Genomic DNA, 18,438 nt, shown 5'->3' with positions numbered 1-18,438 from the left:
CTTTTGACAAAATTTCAGTGGCTCACCGGCCCTCGCATACGGCGTGGCCGTGAGAAGGTCCTTCGCTGCGCTCAGGATGACAATTGTAATCCTGCTTTTCTCCACTCACGGCACTCGTTTACCGCCGGCTCGGCCCTACTTTTGCGGCGCTTATTCTTTTCATCAACCCCGCTTGCCTAGCGAAGCACCTCCCCTCCTCTTTTCATGCAGCCGCAGACCGTGGAAACCATCACGTCCCTGATTCAGGAGGGCGAATTTTTTAAGCTCAAGCAGCTGCTCCGCGATTATCAGCCGTCGGAGCTGGTGGCCCTCATTGAGGCCGAGGAGGACCGGGAGCAGCTCATCATCTTCCGGCTGCTGCCACTGAAGCTGGCCACTGAGGTATTTGAATACCTCGATTTGGAAGTGCAGCGGCACTTTCTCGACAACCTGGCTCAGGACAAGATGGCCGACATCCTCAACGAGATGTCGCCCGATGACCGCACGGCCCTGCTGGAGTTTCTGCCCGCCAACTTCGTGGCCGAGCTCGTGCAGAGCCTGAGCGAGGAAGAGCGCAAAGTGACCCTGCAACTGCTGGGCTACCCCGAGTATTCGGTGGGCCGCCTGATGACGCCCGACTACATTGCCATTCGCGAGAACTGGACGGTGCAGCAGGTGCTCGACTACATCCGGCAGCACGGCGGGCAGTCGGAAACGCTAAGCATGCTCTACGTAACCGACACGCACGGCGTGCTGATTGACGACATCCGCATCCGGGAGTTTCTGCTGGCGGCGCCCACGGCGCGGGTGCGCGAGCTGATGGACCGCCGCTTCGTGCAGCTCACCGCCACCCAGGACCAGGAGGAGGCTATCGATATTTTCCGGCGCAACGACCGCAACGCCCTGCCCGTGGTGTCGGACCAGGGCATTCTGCTCGGCATCGTGACGATTGACGACATTCTGAGCATCCGGGAGCAGGAAGACACCGAGGACATGCAGAAGCTCGGCGGCTCGGAGGCGCTCGATGAGCCCTACCTCACCATGCCGCTGCTGACGCTGGTGCAGAAACGGGCCGGCTGGCTGGTGGTGCTGTTTCTGGGCGAATTGCTCACGGCTTCGGCCATGCAGTTTTTTGAAGGCGAGCTGCAAAAGGCCATTGTGCTGGTGCAGTTCGTGCCGCTCATCATCAGCTCGGGCGGCAACTCGGGCTCGCAGGCCACGTCGCTCATCATCCGGGCCATGGCGCTGGGCGAGTTCACGCTGGGCGAGTGGTGGCGGGTGCTGCGCCGCGAGCTCATCACCGGCTCGGCCCTGGGCCTGATTCTGGGCCTGGTGGGTTTTGGGCGCATTGCCATCTGGCAATCCATCACGCCCATTTACGGCGAGCACTGGGCGCTGGTGGCCCTCACGGTGGGCATTGCGCTGGTGGGCATTGTGCTGTGGGGCTCGCTGGCGGGGTCTATGCTGCCGCTGCTGCTCAAGAAGCTGGGCCTGGACCCAGCCACGTCGTCGGCCCCCTTCGTGGCCACGCTGGTCGACGTCACGGGTCTGATTATTTACTTCTCGGTGGCGCTGCTGATTTTGCGCGGCACGCTGCTGTAGCGGATTAATCCCGGGAGTATGTCCTCCTGAGCGTAGCGAAAGACCTTCTCACGCTTCGCATCGTTGGAGTTAATGCAAACCGTCCAGTCGTGATAAGGTCCTTCGCTACGCTCAGGATGACAAACGCTGCCTCTTTATTATTTCGCTCCCTCTTGGCCGCCGCCGCACTGGCCCTAAGCGGCTGCGCGGTGCTGGGCAACGTGGCGCAACTCGACGATGACTACTACCGCGTCATTCACCGCCCGGCCGCCGATACCCTCGCAGCCTTGGCTTCGCGCCGGCAACTGTACGTGCAGCAGCGCGCCGACACTCTGCTGCTCACGCCCGACGCGCCCACTGGCCGGCCCCTCACCTACCGCTACCGCCTGCAGCCCAACAACCGGCTGTGGCTGCTACGCCGCCGGCTCGACCTGGACGTGTTTACCATCCCGTTCAAGGTGCGGCCGCCGCAGGGTGGGGTGCCGGTGCAGCTCAACACCAATTTCAACGCTGCCATATACGTGGGCCGGCGGCTCGACTTTTATTCGTTGCGCACCAAGCGCACCACCCCGTTTGGGAACACGCCGCACATTCGGGCCACGGGTTTGGGTTACGGGGCCTTTATCGGTGCAGGCTCCACGTTCATCACCGATGACGTGACCTTTACCACCCGCCCTACTGCCGCCGACTATGAAGGCGTGGTGCTGCACGGCGGCCTAGCCGCCATCTACGACGCGCGGGCCTTCAACATCGGCCTCGCCGCCGGCATCGACCAGCTACTCGGGCCCGACGGCCCGCACTGGGTGTATCAGCACAAGCCCTGGTTTGGCGTGCTGTTTGGGTTGGACCTGAACTAGCGCTGCCAGTGGGGCGCTAGCGGCGCAGCACGGCGGCGGGCCCGCGGCTGGGGTCTTCCGCCACCAGGTAGGTACCGTCGAGGGTCAGGCGTTTGCGGGTGTTGCGGTAGCAGCGGCAACAATTGCTGCCGCGGGTTTCGCCGGCCAACTCAATATCGGTTATCAGGTAGCGCCGGCCACTGGCGGGCAACACCACGGCGTAGTTGTAGCCCACTGGCCCGTAGGTGCCGTTGCGGGGCAGGAACAGCTCGTTCAGCACGATGCCGTACCGATAAAAATCCTGGCTGCTCTGCCGCTCTTCGCGCGCGGTATCGAGCGGCGTGGCAAAACCGGGCGGGGCAAAGCGCACCACATAGGCGCCGCGTACATCGGCGCGCCGGAACCCCTGGTGCAGGCTGTCCAAATCGAAGCGCAGCTGAATCGCATCCTCGAATTCGGAGAAGCAGTCGCAGGTTTGCTGGCTACAGTCTTCACAACTGCTCAAACTCGCGCCAAGTAGCAGTAGCAGGAAAATGAAAACACGTGGCCGTTTCATAAACGCCAAGTTACCGACGCACGGCCATTTTTGCTACTCCAGCCGCCGTCGGCTGGCCTTCTTCTCGCCCTGAATCTTCTTGCCTTCCAGCCGTTTGCGCACGGCGCTTCTGCTGGGCTTGGTTGCCTTGCGGGGCTTGGGCCGGCGCAGGCTGCGCAGCAGCAATTCGTGAAAGCGAGCCAGTACAATCTCCTTATTGCGGAGCTGGCTGCGGTCGTCCTGCGCGACGAGCAACAGCAAACCATCGGCCGTGAGCTGGCCCGCCAGCTTCTCCAGAATTAACTGCTTCTGCTCGTCGGTGAGGAGTTCCGAGTTGAGCAGGTGCCAGCGCAGCTCTACCCGCGATTCCACCTTGTTCACGTTCTGCCCGCCCGGCCCGCTGGCCCGGCTGGTCTGGAAGATGATTTCGGGCAGAAAGGCAGCAGCAGGAGGTAGCATGGGGTTGATATTATTCTGCAAATGACGTCATGCCGAGCGCAGCCGAGGCATCTCGCTTGTGGTAGTAAACCCTAATGACTGGCTTACTACCCCACGCGAGATGCCTCGGCTGCGCTCGGCATGACGTCCTGCTTTTGTTCTTACTTATTTATTCAGCAGCATGGCCCCGTAGGAATACCCGCCGCCAAACACCGTGATAATCACTTTGTCGCCACTTTTCAGCGTGTCCCACACCTCGGCCAGGCCGATGGCAGCTCCGGCGCACCCGGTGTTGCCGAGGCGTTCGATGTTGCTCACGGCACGGCTGGGGTCGATGCCCAGGGCTTTGGTCACGTTTTTCGAGATGCGCAGGTTGGCCTGATGCGGGATGAGGTAGGTCAGGTCGGGCGTGGCAATGTGGTGCTTATCGAGCAGCGTCTGCGTCACGCGGGCCATGTAGGTGCAGGCCTGCTGAAACACGTCGCGGCCGAAAGGCATTACAATGCCTTTTTCTACCGGCTTCAGGGTCACGGCTTCGTCGGCTTTGCTCACGGGGGCCGCGCCACCGGTGATGACTTCGGCAATGTGCAGGTCGTCGGGGCTCAGCCGCTCTTTGCTAATGAGCAGGGCCGCAGCGCCGTCGCCCCAGAGGTGGCCGGCCATGGTGTCTTCCTCGTTGTTGTAGGCCGTGTTGTGCTCGGTTACGACTACCACGGCGCGGCTGGCCTTGCCCATGGCAAAGTAGCCCTCCACAATTTCCACGGCATTCAGCAACGAAGAACAGGCCGAGGAAATGCTGACGGTCGGGATTTCGTTGATGTCCAAATCGCGCTGCACGGCGTGCGCGGCGGTGAAAATGGTGTCGTGCGGCGTGTAGGTGCCGGCCACGATAAGGTCGACACTAGCCTGGGCAAAATCGGGAGCAGCAGCCAGCGCGGCGCGGGTGGCGGCAATGGCCATGGTGTTGGCATTTTCGCCAGGGCCCGCTTTGCGGCGCTCCTGAATGCCGGTACGCTCAATTATCCACTCGCTGGCCAAGCCGTTAATTCGAGTGAAGTGCGCATTGGTAACGACGGCCTCCGGGAGGTAGGCCGCCACTTGATGAAGATACACGGGGTGGTATTGGGTGAAACGCAAAGCCGGCAAGCGGCCCGGCAAAGGTACGGCTTGCATTCGCGGGCGGTCGGCCCGCCCCGGGCAGATGCCCGAATTTTATACCCGCAGGCCAATTTAGAAGTCAGAAACGTCTGTCATCCTGAGCGCAGCGAAGGACCTTATCACGAGGAAACAGCTTGCAGTAATTCCTGCTGCTGGCGTGATAAGTTCCTTCGCTGCGCTCAGGATGACAGACGTTTCTGACTCTTCCCTTTTAACGCTTAACTGAATACCTACTCCTTCACTACCCGGCCGCTGCCGCGCGTGCTGCTACTGAGCTGCGCGCCCCCGGCCACGTACATGCCGCCCGAGCCCGAGATGGTGCCCTCGGCCGTGCGGCTGGCATACACGTGGGCATCGCCCGAACCGCTGATGCGGGCGCGGCTGGTTTCAGTTTTCAGGTCGTGAGCGCGCACTTTGCCCGAGCCGCTGATGCGGATGTCGTTGCTGGGGCAGGTGCCGCCCACGGTCACATCGCCCGAACCGGACACGGCCGTTTCGAGGCGCCCGGCCTGGAGCTGCGGCACCAGCAAATCGCCGGAGCCGCTCACGGCCAAAGCCATGGCATCGGCTTGCAGCGCGCCATTCACCTCCATCTTGCCAGAGCCGCCCACGCGCAGCGCTGTGAGGCTGGGCGCGGTCACGTACACCGTCACGGGGCCGTGCTTTTTGTTGTTGAACATCTTACCTTCCTGGTCGCGAAAGGCCAGGCGCAGCTTGCTGCCCTGCACGGCGGTTTCAAAATCGGCCAGGTCTTCCTTGCTGCCTTCCACGGCCACGCTCTGGGGGCTGCCCTGCTTCACCACCACCCGGGCCGAGCCGCCGAGGCTGATTTCGGTGAACGAGCCCACCGAGCGGGTTTCGCGGTCGGCCAAGGGGTGGGTGAAGGACGAAAGCGCGCCCACAGCCACTGCCAGCAGACTGGCGCACAACGAGGTAATCCGAAAATTTTTCATATGAAAAAAGATGAAAGGGTGAGTGAGTAAACCCGGTTACCGCCATGATGCGGCGAACGTTACCGCGGTTGCCCGAAGTTATTCCTTTCTATCTTTTCCAGTCCGGTTTTCTTAGAATTCGACGTGCAGGCGCACGGCCACCACGTGCACCGGCCCGCTGCGGTCCTTGTTATAGGCCGGGTTCAGAATGAACTGGTAATCGGGGCTGATGGCGGCGTGGTAGCGGTGCAGGTCGATGCTGTAGTACACTTCGCCAATTTTTTCGAGGCCGTAGTTGAGCCTCCCGTCGCCGATGATGAAGCCGTAGCCGCCGGCTGCCAGATAGGCCTGATGCTCGGGACTGATGCCGTTCACGACCACGGCCGCGCCGAGGCGGTCATCGGGCCGGTTCCAGCGCGCGCCGGTGCTCACCACGCCCAGGCTGGCACTGTGGTCGATTTCGGTGAAGGCCCAGGTTTCGTTCTGGCCATCGTTGTAGCTCACTCGGGCAAACAGGCCCACGTTTTTGGCAATTTCCTGCTCCGCGTTCAGGCTAAAGCCGACTTTGGTGTGGCCGTCGTGGCGCATGGTTTCGAGGTCGGGCCGTCCGCCGTCGAGTTGTGCCAGCAGAATGGCACTGCGGTAGGTAGCCATCGGGGCCACGTTGCGAAAGCCCAGCACCCGCAGCGTACCCTGGCGCTTCGCCAGATGATAGGTTTTGGTGAGCTCCAGGGTTTCGGCGTGAGCCTTGCCGTAGCGGTAGTCCAGCAGCGGGCCGTTGGCGTAGGTAGGCAGCAGCGTCGAGCCGAAGCGCAGGGAGAAATCCGGGGTCACGTACTCCAGCACGCCGCCCACGGTGTAGCCACGGGTGTTGGCGGCGTAGTCCCAGGCCCCGGCGCTCATCAGGCTCCAGTTCATGAACTGGGTGCGCGGGTCGTGCGAGTAGCTGTTCTGGTCGAAGAAGTCGGCCACGCTCATCTTGCCTAGGTTCAGGGCAACGTAGTGCCGGGGCGTAGGGCCGGCCACCTGGTTGAGGTCGTCCACGTCCACATCGGTTTCAGCACCAATGGCAAATACCTGCCGCACGTAGAGCCGGGCCAGGTACAGCACCGGGTCGGCCAACCCAATGCGGAAGGTTTCGCCGTTCGGGAATCCCGCGATGCCCCGGGCGCTGCTTAGGCCGCTGCCACCGGCAACCTCAGGGTTGAAATACACGGCCGCGTTTTTCCACAGCCGCCGCCCGATGAAGAACGTGCTGGTGAACGAGAGCTTGGCCGACTCCCGGTCGGCGAGGCTGTAGTCGCCGGCGTAGGGCGTGGTCAGGTTGTTATGCCACTGGTCGATAAACGTTTGCTGGAAGTGCAGGCTCCAGTTATGGGCTTCTTCGACGGGCCGGCGCAGGGGCTCCTGGGCCGAAGCGGCAGTAGGCGGCGTGGGGGGCGTGGTGGAGCCGGCCGGCGTAACCTGGGCCAGCGCGGCCAGGGGCGAAGCCGCCAGCAGCAAGAAGAACGCGAAACGCAAAACGTTGGGAAGTAAGAGATAAAGAACTGGCAAGAATAAGCAAACTGCCGCATCTCCTACGCCACCTAGCGCTACCAACCGGCGAAGCAAAAGCCCCGCAGATGACAATCGCATGAATTCTTAGGATAGGCTTGAAAGCCTGCCGGTGCCGGCCCAGAAACAGCGGGCCTAATCCGGGCTGCCCATACCGCAGTCGCCCGTGCGGGCCAGGTACTGCTTGCCCCAGCCTACCCATTCACCAAACAGCGGCTGCACACGCTGGCCTTGCTCGGTCAGGCTGTAGTCGACGCGCGGCGGCACGGTCTGGTGCACGGTGCGGGCCACGATGCCATCATTTTCCAGCTCGCGTAGCTCCTGAATCAGCATCTTCTCCGTGATTTCGGGCATGAGGCGCCGTAGCTCGCCATAGCGCCGGGGCTCGTGAATTAAGCACGAGATAATCAGCAGCTTCCACTTGCCGCCCAGTACGTTGAGCGTAGTGCGCACGGGGCACGTCAGGTTGCGCTCGGCATCGGCCGAAGTCCAGTAGGCTTCGGCCATTTGCTGCTTGGTAAGTTTCGACATAAAATTATCAATCTGATTAACAACGATTTTTACTTTTTAGTAAGTACCCTACTTTTCAGTAGGTACTTGCGAAAAGCAAAGTTAGGCCATCACCTTTGCATCGCCGCCGCGCAACAATGCCCCGGTCCAACCTTTTGCTTTTATGTCCAAGAAAATCACCGTCCTCGGCGCCACCGGCAACATTGGCACCGCCCTCGTGCACAGCCTGCTACAGCAGGGCCACCAAGTCACGGCCGTATCGCGCCCCAGCGCCCGCCTCGATGCCCTCGCGCAGGCAGGAGCCATCACCAGAGCCGGCGATGCCCACGATGCGGCTTTCCTCACCGAAGCCCTGCGTGGGGCTGACGCAGCTTTCCTGATGATTCCGCCCAACCCCACTTCGCCCAACGTGCTGGGCTTCATGGATGAAATTGGCGAAGCCACCGCCCGGGCCGTGCGCGACTCCGGCCTGCAACAAGCCGTGCACCTGAGCAGCATCGGGGCCGACGAAGCTGCCGGCACCGGCCCCGTAGTGGGCCTGCACCGCCAGGAAGCCCGTCTCAACGCCATCGAAGGCCTGAAGGTGAGGCACCTGCGCCCGGCCTACTTCATGGAAAACCTGCTGGCCAACGTGGGCCTGATTCAGCACATGGGCATCGCTGGCTCGGCCACGAAGGCGGACGCCGCATTCCCAATGGTGGCCACCAAGGACATCGCCGCCAAAGCCGCCGAGTTTTTGACGGCCGACCAGCTGGACAACCACGCCGTGCAGTACATCCTGGGGCCGCGCGACTACTCGCTGGCCGAGGCGACGGCCGCTATCGGCCAGGCCATTGGCCGGCCCGAGCTGCCCTACGTGGCCTTCTCCTACGAAGATGCCAAGAAAGGCATGGTGGGTGCAGGCTTGAGTGAGAATCAGGCTGACCTCTACGATGAGATGACGCGCAACATCAACGAGGGCAAATCGATGGCCAGCGGCCCGCGCGATGCTGCCAGCACCACGCCTACCACGGTGGAAGAGTTTGCGCAGGCCGTGTTTGCGCCGGCTTTCAAGGCGGCCACTGCAGGCGCATAGTAGCGCGGTTAAGTGGATAAAGCCCGTCATGCTGAGCGCAGTCGAAGCATCTCGCGTGCAATAGTAAATAATTACTTGCACGGTAGAGATGCTTCGACTGCGCTCAGCATGACGGGCTTTCGTCTGTTTATAACCGGCTGTCCCTGCCCTACGCCCTACTTTTGCCCCATGCCGCTACTTCATCACCTCGACCAAGGGCAGGGCCGCCCGCTGGTTATTCTTCACGGCCTATTTGGCACGCTTGATAACTGGCAGAGCCTGGCGCGCCGCTGGGCCACCGAAGCCGGCCTGCGCGTCGTCAGCGTGGATTTGCGCAACCACGGCCGCTCGTTTCACTCGCCGGAGCATACCTACGCCCTCATGGCGCAGGATGTGCTCGACCTGTTCGACCACCTGCAGCTCGGGCCCGATACCACGCTTATGGGCCACAGCATGGGCGGCAAAGTGGCCATGCGCCTCGCCCTGGATAACCCCGACCGGCTGGCCAAGCTCATCGTGGTCGACATCGCCCCGCGCTTTTCCGACATGGAGCACCAGGACGACATCGTGGCCGGCCTGAAGGCGGTCGATTTCACCACCTGCACCAACCGGCAGGAAGCCGATGCCGCACTGGCCAAGCACGTGCCCAACGTGGGCACCCGGCAGTTTCTGCTGAAAAATCTTTACCGCAAGGAAGATAACACCTTCGCCTGGCGCATCAACCTCGACGTGCTGGCCGCGCAGCTGCCCGCCGTGGGCGAGGAAACCACTGGCCACGCGCCGTTTCTGAAGCCGGCCCTGTTCATTCGGGGCGGCAAGTCCGATTACATCACTACCGAGGATAAGCTGCACGGCATTCCGGCGCTGTTTCCGCACTCGCAGGTAGCCACGGTGGTCGATGCCGGCCACTGGGTGCACGCCGAAAAGCCGGAGGAGATTTTTGAAATGGTGAAGGCGTTTGCGCTGAGCTAATGAAAACGCTCTTCCTCATCCCCACGCCCCTGGCCGACGACACGGCTCCGCAGGTGCTGCCGCCACAGGTGGTGGCGGCCGTGGCGGCCCTCCCCTACTTTCTGGTGGAGAATGCCCGCACGGCCCGGCGCTTTGTGAAAAGCGTGGCCCCGCACCGCGTCATTGAGGATATCCGCTTCGTCGTCATCGACAAAGACAGCACCGATGCGGACGTAAAAGCCGCCCTCGCGCCCCTGGCGAAAGAGGGCATCGATGCCGGCATTCTAAGCGAGGCGGGCTGCCCCGGCATTGCCGACCCGGGCGCTGCGCTGGCGCGGGAGGCGCACCGGCAGGGCCTGCGGGTGGTGCCGCTGGTGGGGCCGTCATCGTTGCTGCTGGCGCTCATGGCCTCGGGACTGAACGGGCAGCAGTTCGCGTTCCACGGGTATCTGCCCATTGAGAAAGCGCCCCGCGTCGCGGCAATCAAGGCGCTGGAGAAGGAGGCCCAGCAGCGGCAGCAGTCTCAGTTGTTCATCGAAACGCCCTACCGCAACGGGGCGCTGTTTGCCGATTTGCTGGCGCACCTGCAGCCCGGCACCCGCCTGTGCGTGGCGGCCGACGTGACCGGGGCGGGCGAGTTCATCCGCACGATGACGGTCAGCGACTGGAAGCGGCTGCCGGCCCCGGAGCTGCACAAGATTCCGACGGTGTTTATCATCGGCACGTAGCGCACCGTTTGTCATCCTGAACGCAGTGAAGGACCTTATCACGTTTAGAACGACTTGTTCCAGCGTGATATGGTCCTTCACTGCATTCAGGATGACAAACGGGGCTGTTTAGGCCCGCATCATGAGGCGCGGCTCCACTACCAGGCCATCCTCCTGGGGGGCGGGCAATACCGTTTCGCCGTGCTGGCTCAGGTCGAGGCCGTCGGCTTCGTGAGTGGCATTTACCCGAATGGGAATGAGTACGTTGGTGAACTTATAGAGCAGGTAGGAGCCGCCGAAGGTGAACACCGAGATGAAGGCCAGCGCACCGAGGTGGTGCAGCAATAGCGTGTAGGAGCCGGTGGTAGCCAAGCCGCCGTCTTTAGCGAAAATGGCGGTGAGAATCATGCCCACGATGCCGCCCACGCCGTGACAGGGAAAGACATCAAGCGTGTCATCAAGCGTCGTGCGGTTTTTCAAATCGACCGCGCCGGCGCTGATGGCGGCCGATACCACGCCGATGAACAGCGCCGGGCCGTAGCTCACGTAGCCCGCCGCCGGCGTGATGGCCACCAGGCCCACCACCGCGCCAATGGCCGCGCCCGCCGCCGAAGGGCGCTGGCCGCGCACGGCTTCAATCATCATCCACGTTAGCATGGCGGCGGCCGACGCCAGGTGCGTGGTGAAGAAGGCCTGCACCGCCGTGGCGTTGGCCGCCAGCGCCGAACCGGCATTGAAGCCAAACCAGCCGAACCACAGCAAGCCCGTACCGATGAGGATGAAGGGTACATTGGGCGGCACGTGGGTGTGGCCTTCGAGGTGCGAGTGGCGGCGGCCCAAGGCCAGCGCCCCGGCCAGCGCTGCAAAGCCGGCCGAGATGTGCACCACCGTACCGCCGGCGAAGTCGAGCACGCCCCACTTCATTAGGAAGCCGTCGGGGTGCCAGGTCCAGTGGGCCAGCGGGCAGTAGATGAGCAGGCTGAACAGGCACATGAACAGCAGGTAGCCCCAGAACCGGATGCGCTCGGCAAACGCCCCGCTGATGAGGGCCGGCGTGATAATGGCAAACTTGAGCTGGAAGGCCGCAAACAGCACCAGCGGCAGGTTGGGCGCCAGGCGCGGGTGCGGGGCCGTGCCCACATTGTTGAACATGAAAAACGTGAGCGGATTGCCAATCACGCCCCCGATGCTGTCGCCAAACGACAGCGAAAATCCCACCACGTACCACAACAACGAAATGACACCCAAGGCAATAAAGCTCTGCAGCATGGTCGAGATGACGTTACGCTTGCTCACCATGCCGCCGTAGAAAAAGGCCAGGCCGGGCGTCATCAGCAGCACGAGGCCGGAGGCGGAGAGCATCCAGGCTAGGTCGGCGGGCTCGAAGGCGTTGGGTTGGGCTTCGGGATGGTTTTGCGGCAGGAAGGCAGCGATACCGGCCAGCAATAGCAATAAGCCCAGGCAGGCAGTAGCGATAAGTTGCTTACGAGTCATAATAGAGGTTGATTTCAAATCCCACTTAGCGAAGTTAAGCAACAATTTTAATCAACACCCTATTAACTCGAAGGCTACCTTATCCAAATAACCTATAATTTACCTTGAATGGCCTTTCAATTACACCTGTTTTTCAAAAATGATATTAAAAACAGTATGCCCGGCTTCATTCGTGCCTAAATGAAAGCGGAAGCCGTGTGCCAGCAGTACATCGCGCACCAGCGTGAGGCCAATGCCCTGCCCATCGCGCTTGGTGCTGAAAAACGGGGTGAATAGCCGCTGCTGCACTTCGGGCGTGAGGGCAGGACCGTCGTTTTCGATGGTAAGCGTGGCTGGGTTAAGTGTGGCACTCACCCAGATATTGCCGTCGTACTCAATGGCTTCGAGGGCATTTTTAGCCACGTTCAGCAGAACTTGTTCCAACTGCTGAGCATCGAGGTTGATACTCAGAGGGGCATCGGGCAAGTCGATGTGCCACTGGATGCGGCGCTCGGCGCTCTGGGGCTGGAGCAGGCGGGCGATGCCGCGGAGCAGGGTGCGCACGTCGGTGGGGCGCGGGGCGGGCGGGGGCAGGCGCACCAGGCGGGCAAAGTCGCCGATGAAATTGGCCAGTTGGGTGTTGCGGGCCGTGCTCACGTCGAGGGCTTCGGTGAAATCGGCGCGGTCGGCGGGGGCAAGCTGGGGCGCGTAGTGCTGGAAACTGTGCAGGATGGAGTTGATGGCCCCGATGGAGTTGTTGATTTCGTGCGCCATCATCCGAATCAGCTGCTCGTAGGCCTGCTTTTCCTGCTTGATGAGCTCCTGCGTCAGCTCCTCCAGCACCACGAAGCGGCGGGTGAAGCCGCGGTCGATGAAATGGGCAGCGGTGGCGCGGTAGGTGGCCAGGCCCGAGAGGCGCAGAGCCTGCGGCTGGCCGTCGGGCAGGGCAGCCAGGGCCGGGCCCCAGGCCCCGGGCAGCTCGGCGGGCCGAAGGCCGGACAATTCCTTGACGGCTTGGCCGATGAAGCGGGCAGCGGCGGCATTGGCGCTTTCGATGCGGCCTTCGAAATCGAGAATAAGAATGCCGGCGGGCGAGGCCTGGATGAGGCGCTCGAGCAGCACGCTTTTCTCGTGCTGGCTCACGCGCTCGCGGCGCAGGGCGTCAATCATCTGGTTGTACACGCCGATGAGCTGGTCCATTTCGTGCTGGCCCACGGGCACAAACTTCAGGCTGAAATCCTGGGCTTGCATGGCCGCCGTGCCCGCCGCAATCAACTGAAACGGCCGCACGAAACCCCGGTACAGCTTGGTAGTGAGCACAATGCTAAGCAGCAGAATAATCTCGCTCACCAGAAACAGCGGCACGTTGGTGGTGCGCAACTGGGCCGCCACGGCAATGAGCACGATGTGGATGAGGCTGGCAAAAAGCAGGAACTGAACGCGGAGGGACATGGGTAACAACAGGTGGCAGGCGAGTGCAGCAAGGAGGGCTAAAAGAACGTCATGCAGAGCGCAGCGAAGCATCTTGCCCGCGCAACGCAATCCAATCAGCAGGATTTACTATTGCGGTAAAGATGCTTCGCTGCGCTCTGCATGACGTTCTTTTTGTTTCAATAACCCGCCCCTACGCGTCGAACGGGATGCCGTGCTTTTCCAGCCGCCGGTACAGCGCGCCCCGGCTCAGGCCCAGCGCCCTGGCCACGCGGCTGATGTTGCCTTCGTAGTGCGCCAGGCTCTGCCGAATCATGTGGGCCTCCAGTTCGTCCAGCGTCATCGAGCCGGGAGCGGGAAGCTCGCTGGCTTCGGGGCCGGGCCCGGCAGAGGCGCGGGCGGGCGCGGGCTGCGCATTGGCTTGGAAATCCTCGGGGCCCAGCTCCTCGTGGCCGCTCACGAGCACGGCGCGCTCCACCAGGTTTTTCAGCTCGCGGATGTTGCCGGGCAGGGGTTGCTCGCGCAGCCAATGCAGGGCGCGGGCGCCTACTTTCAGGGCCGGGCGCTGGTAGGTGGCGCGCAGCTGGGCAATGAAGTGCTGGGTAAGCAGCGGAATATCGGCCGGGCGCTCGCGCAGGGCGGGCAGGCGCACGGCAATCAGGTTGATGCGGTAGAACAGGTCTTCGCGGAAGCGGCCCTGGGCCACCATTTCGGCCAGGTTGCGGTTGGTGGCGGCGATGACGCGGATGTCGAGCCGGCGCGGCTTCGAGTCGCCGAGCACCTCGTAGGTACGGTCCTGCAGCACGCGCAGCAGCTTCACTTGGCTGGCCATTTCCAGCTCGCCAATCTCATCCAGAAAAATAGTGCCGCCGTTGGCCAGCTCGAAACGGCCCACGCGGTCGGTTTTAGCATCGGTGAAGGCCCCGCGCCGGTGGCCGAACATCTCGCTTTCGAACAAGCTGCTCGAAATGCCGCCCAGGTTCACCTTCACGAAGGGCTGGCGGGCGCGGTGGCTGTTGCGGTGAATGGCCTCGGCAATGAGCTCCTTGCCGGTGCCGCTTTCGCCCTCGATGAGCACGGCGGCATCGGTGGCGGCCACCTGGCCCACCTGGCGCAGCACGTGCAGCAGCCGGGCATCGTGCCCCACAATGGGCTGAAAATGGAATTGCTGGTCGAGCTGGCGGCGCGGGTTAGCGGCGGAGGCAGGCACGGAGCCAGCAGAATCAGCCAATGCTTCGGCGGCGGTTTCGGCAGTTTCGGCCGGGGCGTGTTGCAGAGCCAGCACCGTGCCGATGGTCTGGAGCAGCGCGTCGTTGTGCCAGGGCTTGGTCACGAATTCGGCCGCGCCGGCCTTCATGCCAGCCACGGCCAACTCGATGCTGCCCCAGCCGGTGATGAGGATGACGGGTACCTGCGGAGCCACGGCTTTCAGCTGGCGCAGCAGGGTCAGGCCGTCGTGGCCGGTGGTGGCCAGCGAGAAGTTCATGTCGAGCAACACCAGCTCGGGCGGGGCTTCGCGCACGGCGGCCAGGGCCTCGGCGGGCGTGGCCACGGCTTGGGCGGCGTGGCCGGCCTGCTTCAGCAGCAGCTTCAGCGAGGTGCGAATGGCGAGGTCGTCGTCGACGATGAGAAACATGGTGGTTACTTAAACCAGAATTGGACGAAAAGAACGTCATGCTGAGCGCAGCCGAAGCATCTCTACCGCGCAGCCTAATTCCATCGATTGGATTACCTGCGCGGTAGAGATGCTTCGGCTGCGCTCAGCATGACGGGCAAGCGGTTGGAAATGCTACCGCCCCTTCACGCTGCCGCCGCTACTGGTGTGCTTGCTCACGCGGGGCGAGCCAGCGTAGCGGATGTCGCCGCCGCTACTGGCGTTGGCCGTCAGGGTTTCCTGCACGGCTACCGAGAGGTTGCCGCCGCTGCTGGCCGAGGCGTCGCAGGCGCGGGCCGTGAGGGCATCGCCCTTGAACACGCCCCCGCTGCTGGCGCCCACATCAAGTCGCTGGGCGGTGCCGGCCAGCGTGGCGGTGCCGCCGCTGCTCACCTGGGCGCGCATGTCGGTGCTGCTGAAATTGGCCTTCAGGCTAGCGCCCGACGATACTTCCACATCGAGCTTTTGGGTGGTGAACGCGCCCACTACTTCGGCGTGCGCGCCGCTGCTGGCGTGCAGGGCGGTGAGGCTGGTGGCAGTGACATTCACGCGCAGGTGGCGAGTTTTGCTGAAGCCCATCGACTCGCTGAGCTCGCGCTCGTAGCTGATTTTCAGTACGCCGTCGCGCACTTCGGTTTTGAGACGGGCCAGCTGGTCGGCATCGTCGGCGCTGGCTTCCACGCGCTGGGTGCTGCCGGGCGCGAGGCGCAGCTCGATGCCATTGCTTACTTCCACAGCGTGAAAGCTGGCTACGGAGCGCACCTGGGGCGCAGTTTGGGCGAAGGCAGCGCCAGTGCTCAGGAGGCAGAAAAAGGCAGTGGCGGGAAAGTTTTTCATAACTGAAACAGAAAAAAGGTGAGAAAAGCCGAAGGTACTGGCGCGACAGATGCCGCCGAGCCGGCCGGGGTTGCCCGGGGTACCGGGCGGGGCAGCGGTTCGTTACGGGGTTGTTGGAAAGAAAGTAGATTTAGGGGTCATGCAGAGCGCAGCGAAGCATCTTTACCGCAGTAGTAAATCGATTGCGTTGCGCGGTAAAGATGCTTCGCTGCGCTCTGCATGACTGGCTGCCACCCCGCCCCTATTCCTCGCGTAACGCCGCCGCCGGCCGGATGCTCGCTGCCTGCCAGCTGGGCTGCAACGCGCATAGTACCGCAAAGCCGTACACCAGTACCAGCGCTACGCCCATGCCCACGGCATACACCGCCAGCGGCTGCCCAAACGCATTCAGCAGCGGAAACTGCGCGGCCAGCAGCAGCGCCGGCCCCACAGCCAGCGTGGTGAGCACCAGGGTTTCGGCCACAAACTGCCGGCTGATGCCCGGGCCGGTAGCACCTACCGCGCGCCGCAGCCCAATCTCGGCGCGGCGCTGGCCGATGGCCTGCCACAGGGCCCCGAACAGCCCCAGCGCCACGTTCAGCAGCAGAAACGCGCACACCGCCGCCCCTGCCCAGATGGGCGCCAGGGCCGTTTCGAGGCTGGCCGCGCGGCTGTCGGGCAGGGAAATGACGCTCGTGCTCCAGGTTTTGGTGACGGCTGCCACCGTGCGCACCAGCTTCTCCTCCAGTACCGCCCCGCTGCCGGGCCGCACCCGCACTAGCAGCGTGTGCGAAAACATGGTCAGGCCAGCGGCGCTATCGGGCAGCACTTGGCGCACAAACACGGCCGGCGCGGGCGCGCCCAGGTCGCCGCCCGGCCGGTACGAGCCGGTGACCCCCACCACGCGCCCCTCATTGAACTCTTTGAGGTTGGAAGAGTGGCTCGACCGCACCACCTGGCCCAGCGCCGGACCGGTGCCGAACAGCACCTGCCGCAGCTCGCGGTTGATGATGATGGGCGGCAGCTTGTCGGCATCATCGCGGTGGTCGAACCACCGGCCTTCCAGCAGCTCCAGGTGCAGCAGCGAGGCGAAATGGTCGTCGGCCTGCACCTCGGCCCCGCTCACCAGTGGCTTGTCTTCGACGCGGATGTTGCTACTCATGATGTAACCCGAAAATGGCGTGCTGAACGCGGCCAGGCTCACGTCGTCCACGCCCGGGGTGGCCCGCAGCTGGGCCAGCAGGCGGCGCAAGGTGGGGTTCTGGGGCGTTTGGTCGTTGTTGGTGGTCAGGCGCAGCTCCCACACGTCGGCGTAGGCGAAGCCCGGCGGCTGGCGCATGGCCAGCGTCACCACCGCCACCAGACTGCCCAGCCCGAATAGCACCATGAAGGACAGGAACAGCTCGGCCATGAGCAGCGCATTGGCCCGCTTGCGGTTCCAGATGAGGGTAAGCAGGTGTTCGAACATGGCAGTAGCGCGGACTTTTAGTCCGCGAGTGGGTAGTTGGATAGCAATTCAATTCGCTCAAACGCGGACTAAAAGTCCGCGCTACCCCGGCGCGCTGCGCAGCGCCTCCACAGCCGGCAGGCGGGCCATGCGCCAGGCCGGGTACGCCCCCGAGAGCAGCCCGAAAACCAGACTGCCCAGCAGCGCCCAGCCAAACACCGCTAGGTTGGGCTCGATGCGGCCGTAGGCGGACAAATAGCGCCCGCCCAGCCCGTGCAGCAAGGCCGTGGCCAGCGCTAGGCCCACCAGGCCGCCCAGCAGCGTTAGTACCAGCGTCTCAATCAGAAACTGGCCCGCCAGCGCCCCGGCCGTGGCCCCGAACGCCTTGCGCACCCCGATTTCGGTAGTGCGCTCGCGCAGGCGGCTCACGTTCATCGTCACTAGGTTGAGGGCGGGCAGCAGCAGGAGCAGCGCCACAGACACTGCACTCAGCCAGCGGAAAAGACGGGCAGGGTTCGGCGTCCAATTATAACGGGCCAGTACCTGCCCGGCCACCGACTCGGCGAATGGCTCCAGCTTCATGTCGGCCTTCATGCCTTTCTCAACCGGCACCGTGGCCAGGCCCTGCTGGAAGGCGGCGGCCACGGCCGGCAGCGCGGCGCGGCTAGGGGCCAGCACCAGGGCCTCGGCCGTGCCGAACGGGTTGTCGGCCTGCATATCCATCGCGGTGGGGTCGAAGGGCACCCACACATCGGCGTAGGCGTGGAAGCGCACGGCGGGCACGTCTTCCACCACGCCCAGCACGCGGTAGTTTTTCTGGTCGATGACGAGCGTGCGGCCCACCACGCCCCGCGCCGCCCCAAAATACGCCCGAGCCGTGTGCGCGCTGACGACGGCCGGAATGCCTTCGCCCCGCTGCCCGGCCGTATACGGCCCGCCTTCCAGAAACCGAAAATCGAGCACCCGCCAGAAGCCGGCATCGGCGGCTTTTACATTCAGCGGCAGCTTGCGGCCCTGCACATAGGCCACCACCGGCAGGGGCTCCACGCTGGCAATGCCCACCGCAGCCTGGGCACGCACGGGGGCCACGGCCTTGCTCAGCAGCCAGTGGCTGGGGCGCATGCGCATGGGGCCGCCGCCCATGTCCAGGGTCATTAGGGTGGAGGTGAGCAGGCGGTCGGGGTGGGTTTCGGGCGGGTGCGGGCCGGCGGCGGCATCGTAGAGCGCCACGGCCACGAGCAGGCTCATGAGCGTGGCCCCAATGCCGACGAGGCTAAGCAGGGTGAAGAACTTGCGCCGCCGCAGGACCTTCCAGGCCATTTTCAGGTGGTTGAGGAGCATAGGTAGTTAGGGAAAAGGAAGCAGAAAAGGCGCCCGAACGG

Annotated in this window: 17 protein-coding genes; 5 read left to right on the top strand and 12 right to left on the bottom strand. The window is 63.5% G+C overall.

Annotated features, from left to right (window positions below):
* The first annotated feature begins 204 nt into the window (after positions 1-204).
* Both mgtE and MON38_RS13775 read left to right on the top strand, forming a co-directional pair.
* Positions 205-1,581, top strand: coding sequence for a magnesium transporter (mgtE, locus tag MON38_RS13780; RefSeq protein WP_241936751.1), 1,377 nt, complete (start codon positions 205-207; stop codon positions 1,579-1,581).
* 152 nt (positions 1,582-1,733) lie between these two features.
* On the top strand, positions 1,734-2,417 hold the full coding sequence (locus tag MON38_RS13775) for a hypothetical protein (RefSeq protein ID WP_241936750.1): 684 nt from the start codon (positions 1,734-1,736) through the stop codon (positions 2,415-2,417).
* Between the two features lie 16 nt (positions 2,418-2,433).
* Here the strand turns inward: MON38_RS13775 and MON38_RS13770 are convergent, their stop codons facing one another.
* The 6 genes from MON38_RS13770 to MON38_RS13745 form a co-directional block, all read right to left on the bottom strand.
* Positions 2,434-2,901: a hypothetical protein gene (locus tag MON38_RS13770; RefSeq protein ID WP_241936749.1), complete on the bottom strand. Its 468-nt coding sequence runs from the start codon at positions 2,899-2,901 to the stop codon at positions 2,434-2,436.
* Between the two features lie 84 nt (positions 2,902-2,985).
* On the bottom strand, positions 2,986-3,390 hold the full coding sequence (gene arfB, locus MON38_RS13765) for an alternative ribosome rescue aminoacyl-tRNA hydrolase ArfB (RefSeq protein ID WP_241936748.1): 405 nt from the start codon (positions 3,388-3,390) through the stop codon (positions 2,986-2,988).
* Between the two features lie 144 nt (positions 3,391-3,534).
* Positions 3,535-4,482, bottom strand: coding sequence for a 3-oxoacyl-ACP synthase III family protein (locus MON38_RS13760; RefSeq protein ID WP_241936747.1), 948 nt, complete (start codon positions 4,480-4,482; stop codon positions 3,535-3,537).
* 275 nt (positions 4,483-4,757) lie between these two features.
* A complete protein-coding gene (locus MON38_RS13755) occupies positions 4,758-5,480 on the bottom strand; it encodes a head GIN domain-containing protein (protein ID WP_241936746.1) in 723 nt (240 codons plus the stop codon).
* A 111-nt stretch (positions 5,481-5,591) separates the two neighbouring features.
* Positions 5,592-6,980: a carbohydrate porin gene (locus tag MON38_RS13750; RefSeq protein WP_241936745.1), complete on the bottom strand. Its 1,389-nt coding sequence runs from the start codon at positions 6,978-6,980 to the stop codon at positions 5,592-5,594.
* Positions 6,981-7,148: 168 nt separating this feature from the next.
* A complete protein-coding gene (locus tag MON38_RS13745) occupies positions 7,149-7,544 on the bottom strand; it encodes a winged helix-turn-helix transcriptional regulator (protein ID WP_241936744.1) in 396 nt (131 codons plus the stop codon).
* 142 nt (positions 7,545-7,686) lie between these two features.
* Here MON38_RS13745 and MON38_RS13740 point away from each other — a divergent pair, with 142 nt between their 5' ends.
* From MON38_RS13740 to MON38_RS13730, 3 genes are all read left to right on the top strand, one after another.
* The gene (locus MON38_RS13740) at positions 7,687-8,598 is read left to right on the top strand and encodes an NmrA family NAD(P)-binding protein (protein WP_241936743.1); all 912 of its coding nucleotides are present in this window, start codon (positions 7,687-7,689) and stop codon (positions 8,596-8,598) included.
* A 168-nt stretch (positions 8,599-8,766) separates the two neighbouring features.
* The gene (locus tag MON38_RS13735) at positions 8,767-9,549 is read left to right on the top strand and encodes an alpha/beta fold hydrolase (protein WP_241936742.1); all 783 of its coding nucleotides are present in this window, start codon (positions 8,767-8,769) and stop codon (positions 9,547-9,549) included.
* Positions 9,549-10,256 (top strand): SAM-dependent methyltransferase, encoded by a 708-nt coding sequence (locus MON38_RS13730; protein ID WP_241936741.1) that lies wholly within the window; start codon positions 9,549-9,551, stop codon positions 10,254-10,256. The genes MON38_RS13735 and MON38_RS13730 overlap by 1 nt, the downstream gene beginning before the upstream one ends.
* A gap of 108 nt (positions 10,257-10,364) precedes the next feature.
* On the opposite strand, the gene MON38_RS13725 is transcribed toward MON38_RS13730, so the two are convergent.
* The 6 genes from MON38_RS13725 to MON38_RS13700 form a co-directional block, all read right to left on the bottom strand.
* On the bottom strand, positions 10,365-11,729 hold the full coding sequence (locus tag MON38_RS13725) for an ammonium transporter (protein WP_241936740.1): 1,365 nt from the start codon (positions 11,727-11,729) through the stop codon (positions 10,365-10,367).
* Between the two features lie 120 nt (positions 11,730-11,849).
* A complete protein-coding gene (locus MON38_RS13720; protein WP_241936739.1) occupies positions 11,850-13,160 on the bottom strand; it encodes a sensor histidine kinase in 1,311 nt (436 codons plus the stop codon).
* Positions 13,161-13,332: 172 nt separating this feature from the next.
* Entirely contained in the window at positions 13,333-14,775 is a 1,443-nt protein-coding gene (locus MON38_RS13715; RefSeq protein ID WP_241936738.1) for a sigma-54-dependent transcriptional regulator, read from the bottom strand.
* Between the two features lie 153 nt (positions 14,776-14,928).
* On the bottom strand, positions 14,929-15,630 hold the full coding sequence (locus MON38_RS13710; protein WP_241936737.1) for a head GIN domain-containing protein: 702 nt from the start codon (positions 15,628-15,630) through the stop codon (positions 14,929-14,931).
* Between the two features lie 241 nt (positions 15,631-15,871).
* Positions 15,872-17,077, bottom strand: coding sequence for an ABC transporter permease (locus MON38_RS13705; RefSeq protein ID WP_241936736.1), 1,206 nt, complete (start codon positions 17,075-17,077; stop codon positions 15,872-15,874).
* An 81-nt stretch (positions 17,078-17,158) separates the two neighbouring features.
* Positions 17,159-18,397, bottom strand: coding sequence for an ABC transporter permease (locus MON38_RS13700; protein WP_241936735.1), 1,239 nt, complete (start codon positions 18,395-18,397; stop codon positions 17,159-17,161).
* Between the last annotated feature and the right edge of the window lie 41 nt (positions 18,398-18,438).

The organism is Hymenobacter cyanobacteriorum (assembly GCF_022631375.1).
In the GTDB taxonomy this organism is placed as follows: domain Bacteria; phylum Bacteroidota; class Bacteroidia; order Cytophagales; family Hymenobacteraceae; genus Hymenobacter; species Hymenobacter cyanobacteriorum.
Note: the sequence above shows the minus strand (reverse complement) of the source record. Positions and strands in the feature narration are given on the sequence as shown.

Excerpts from the sequence above, each read along its gene's own strand:
- MON38_RS13700 (WP_241936735.1), bottom strand. The coding sequence starts at position 18,397 with ATGCTCCTCAACCACCTGAAAATGGCCTGGAAGGTCCTGCGGCGGCGC.
- MON38_RS13745 (WP_241936744.1), bottom strand. The coding sequence starts at position 7,544 with ATGTCGAAACTTACCAAGCAGCAAATGGCCGAAGCCTACTGGACTTCG.
- arfB (WP_241936748.1), bottom strand. The coding sequence starts at position 3,390 with ATGCTACCTCCTGCTGCTGCCTTTCTGCCCGAAATCATCTTCCAGACC.
- MON38_RS13735 (WP_241936742.1), top strand. The coding sequence starts at position 8,767 with ATGCCGCTACTTCATCACCTCGACCAAGGGCAGGGCCGCCCGCTGGTT.
- MON38_RS13705 (WP_241936736.1), bottom strand. The coding sequence starts at position 17,077 with ATGTTCGAACACCTGCTTACCCTCATCTGGAACCGCAAGCGGGCCAAT.
- mgtE (WP_241936751.1), top strand. The coding sequence starts at position 205 with ATGCAGCCGCAGACCGTGGAAACCATCACGTCCCTGATTCAGGAGGGC.
- MON38_RS13710 (WP_241936737.1), bottom strand. The coding sequence starts at position 15,630 with ATGAAAAACTTTCCCGCCACTGCCTTTTTCTGCCTCCTGAGCACTGGC.
- MON38_RS13740 (WP_241936743.1), top strand. The coding sequence starts at position 7,687 with ATGTCCAAGAAAATCACCGTCCTCGGCGCCACCGGCAACATTGGCACC.
- MON38_RS13720 (WP_241936739.1), bottom strand. The coding sequence starts at position 13,160 with ATGTCCCTCCGCGTTCAGTTCCTGCTTTTTGCCAGCCTCATCCACATC.
- MON38_RS13725 (WP_241936740.1), bottom strand. The coding sequence starts at position 11,729 with ATGACTCGTAAGCAACTTATCGCTACTGCCTGCCTGGGCTTATTGCTA.
- MON38_RS13755 (WP_241936746.1), bottom strand. The coding sequence starts at position 5,480 with ATGAAAAATTTTCGGATTACCTCGTTGTGCGCCAGTCTGCTGGCAGTG.
- MON38_RS13715 (WP_241936738.1), bottom strand. The coding sequence starts at position 14,775 with ATGTTTCTCATCGTCGACGACGACCTCGCCATTCGCACCTCGCTGAAG.
- MON38_RS13730 (WP_241936741.1), top strand. The coding sequence starts at position 9,549 with ATGAAAACGCTCTTCCTCATCCCCACGCCCCTGGCCGACGACACGGCT.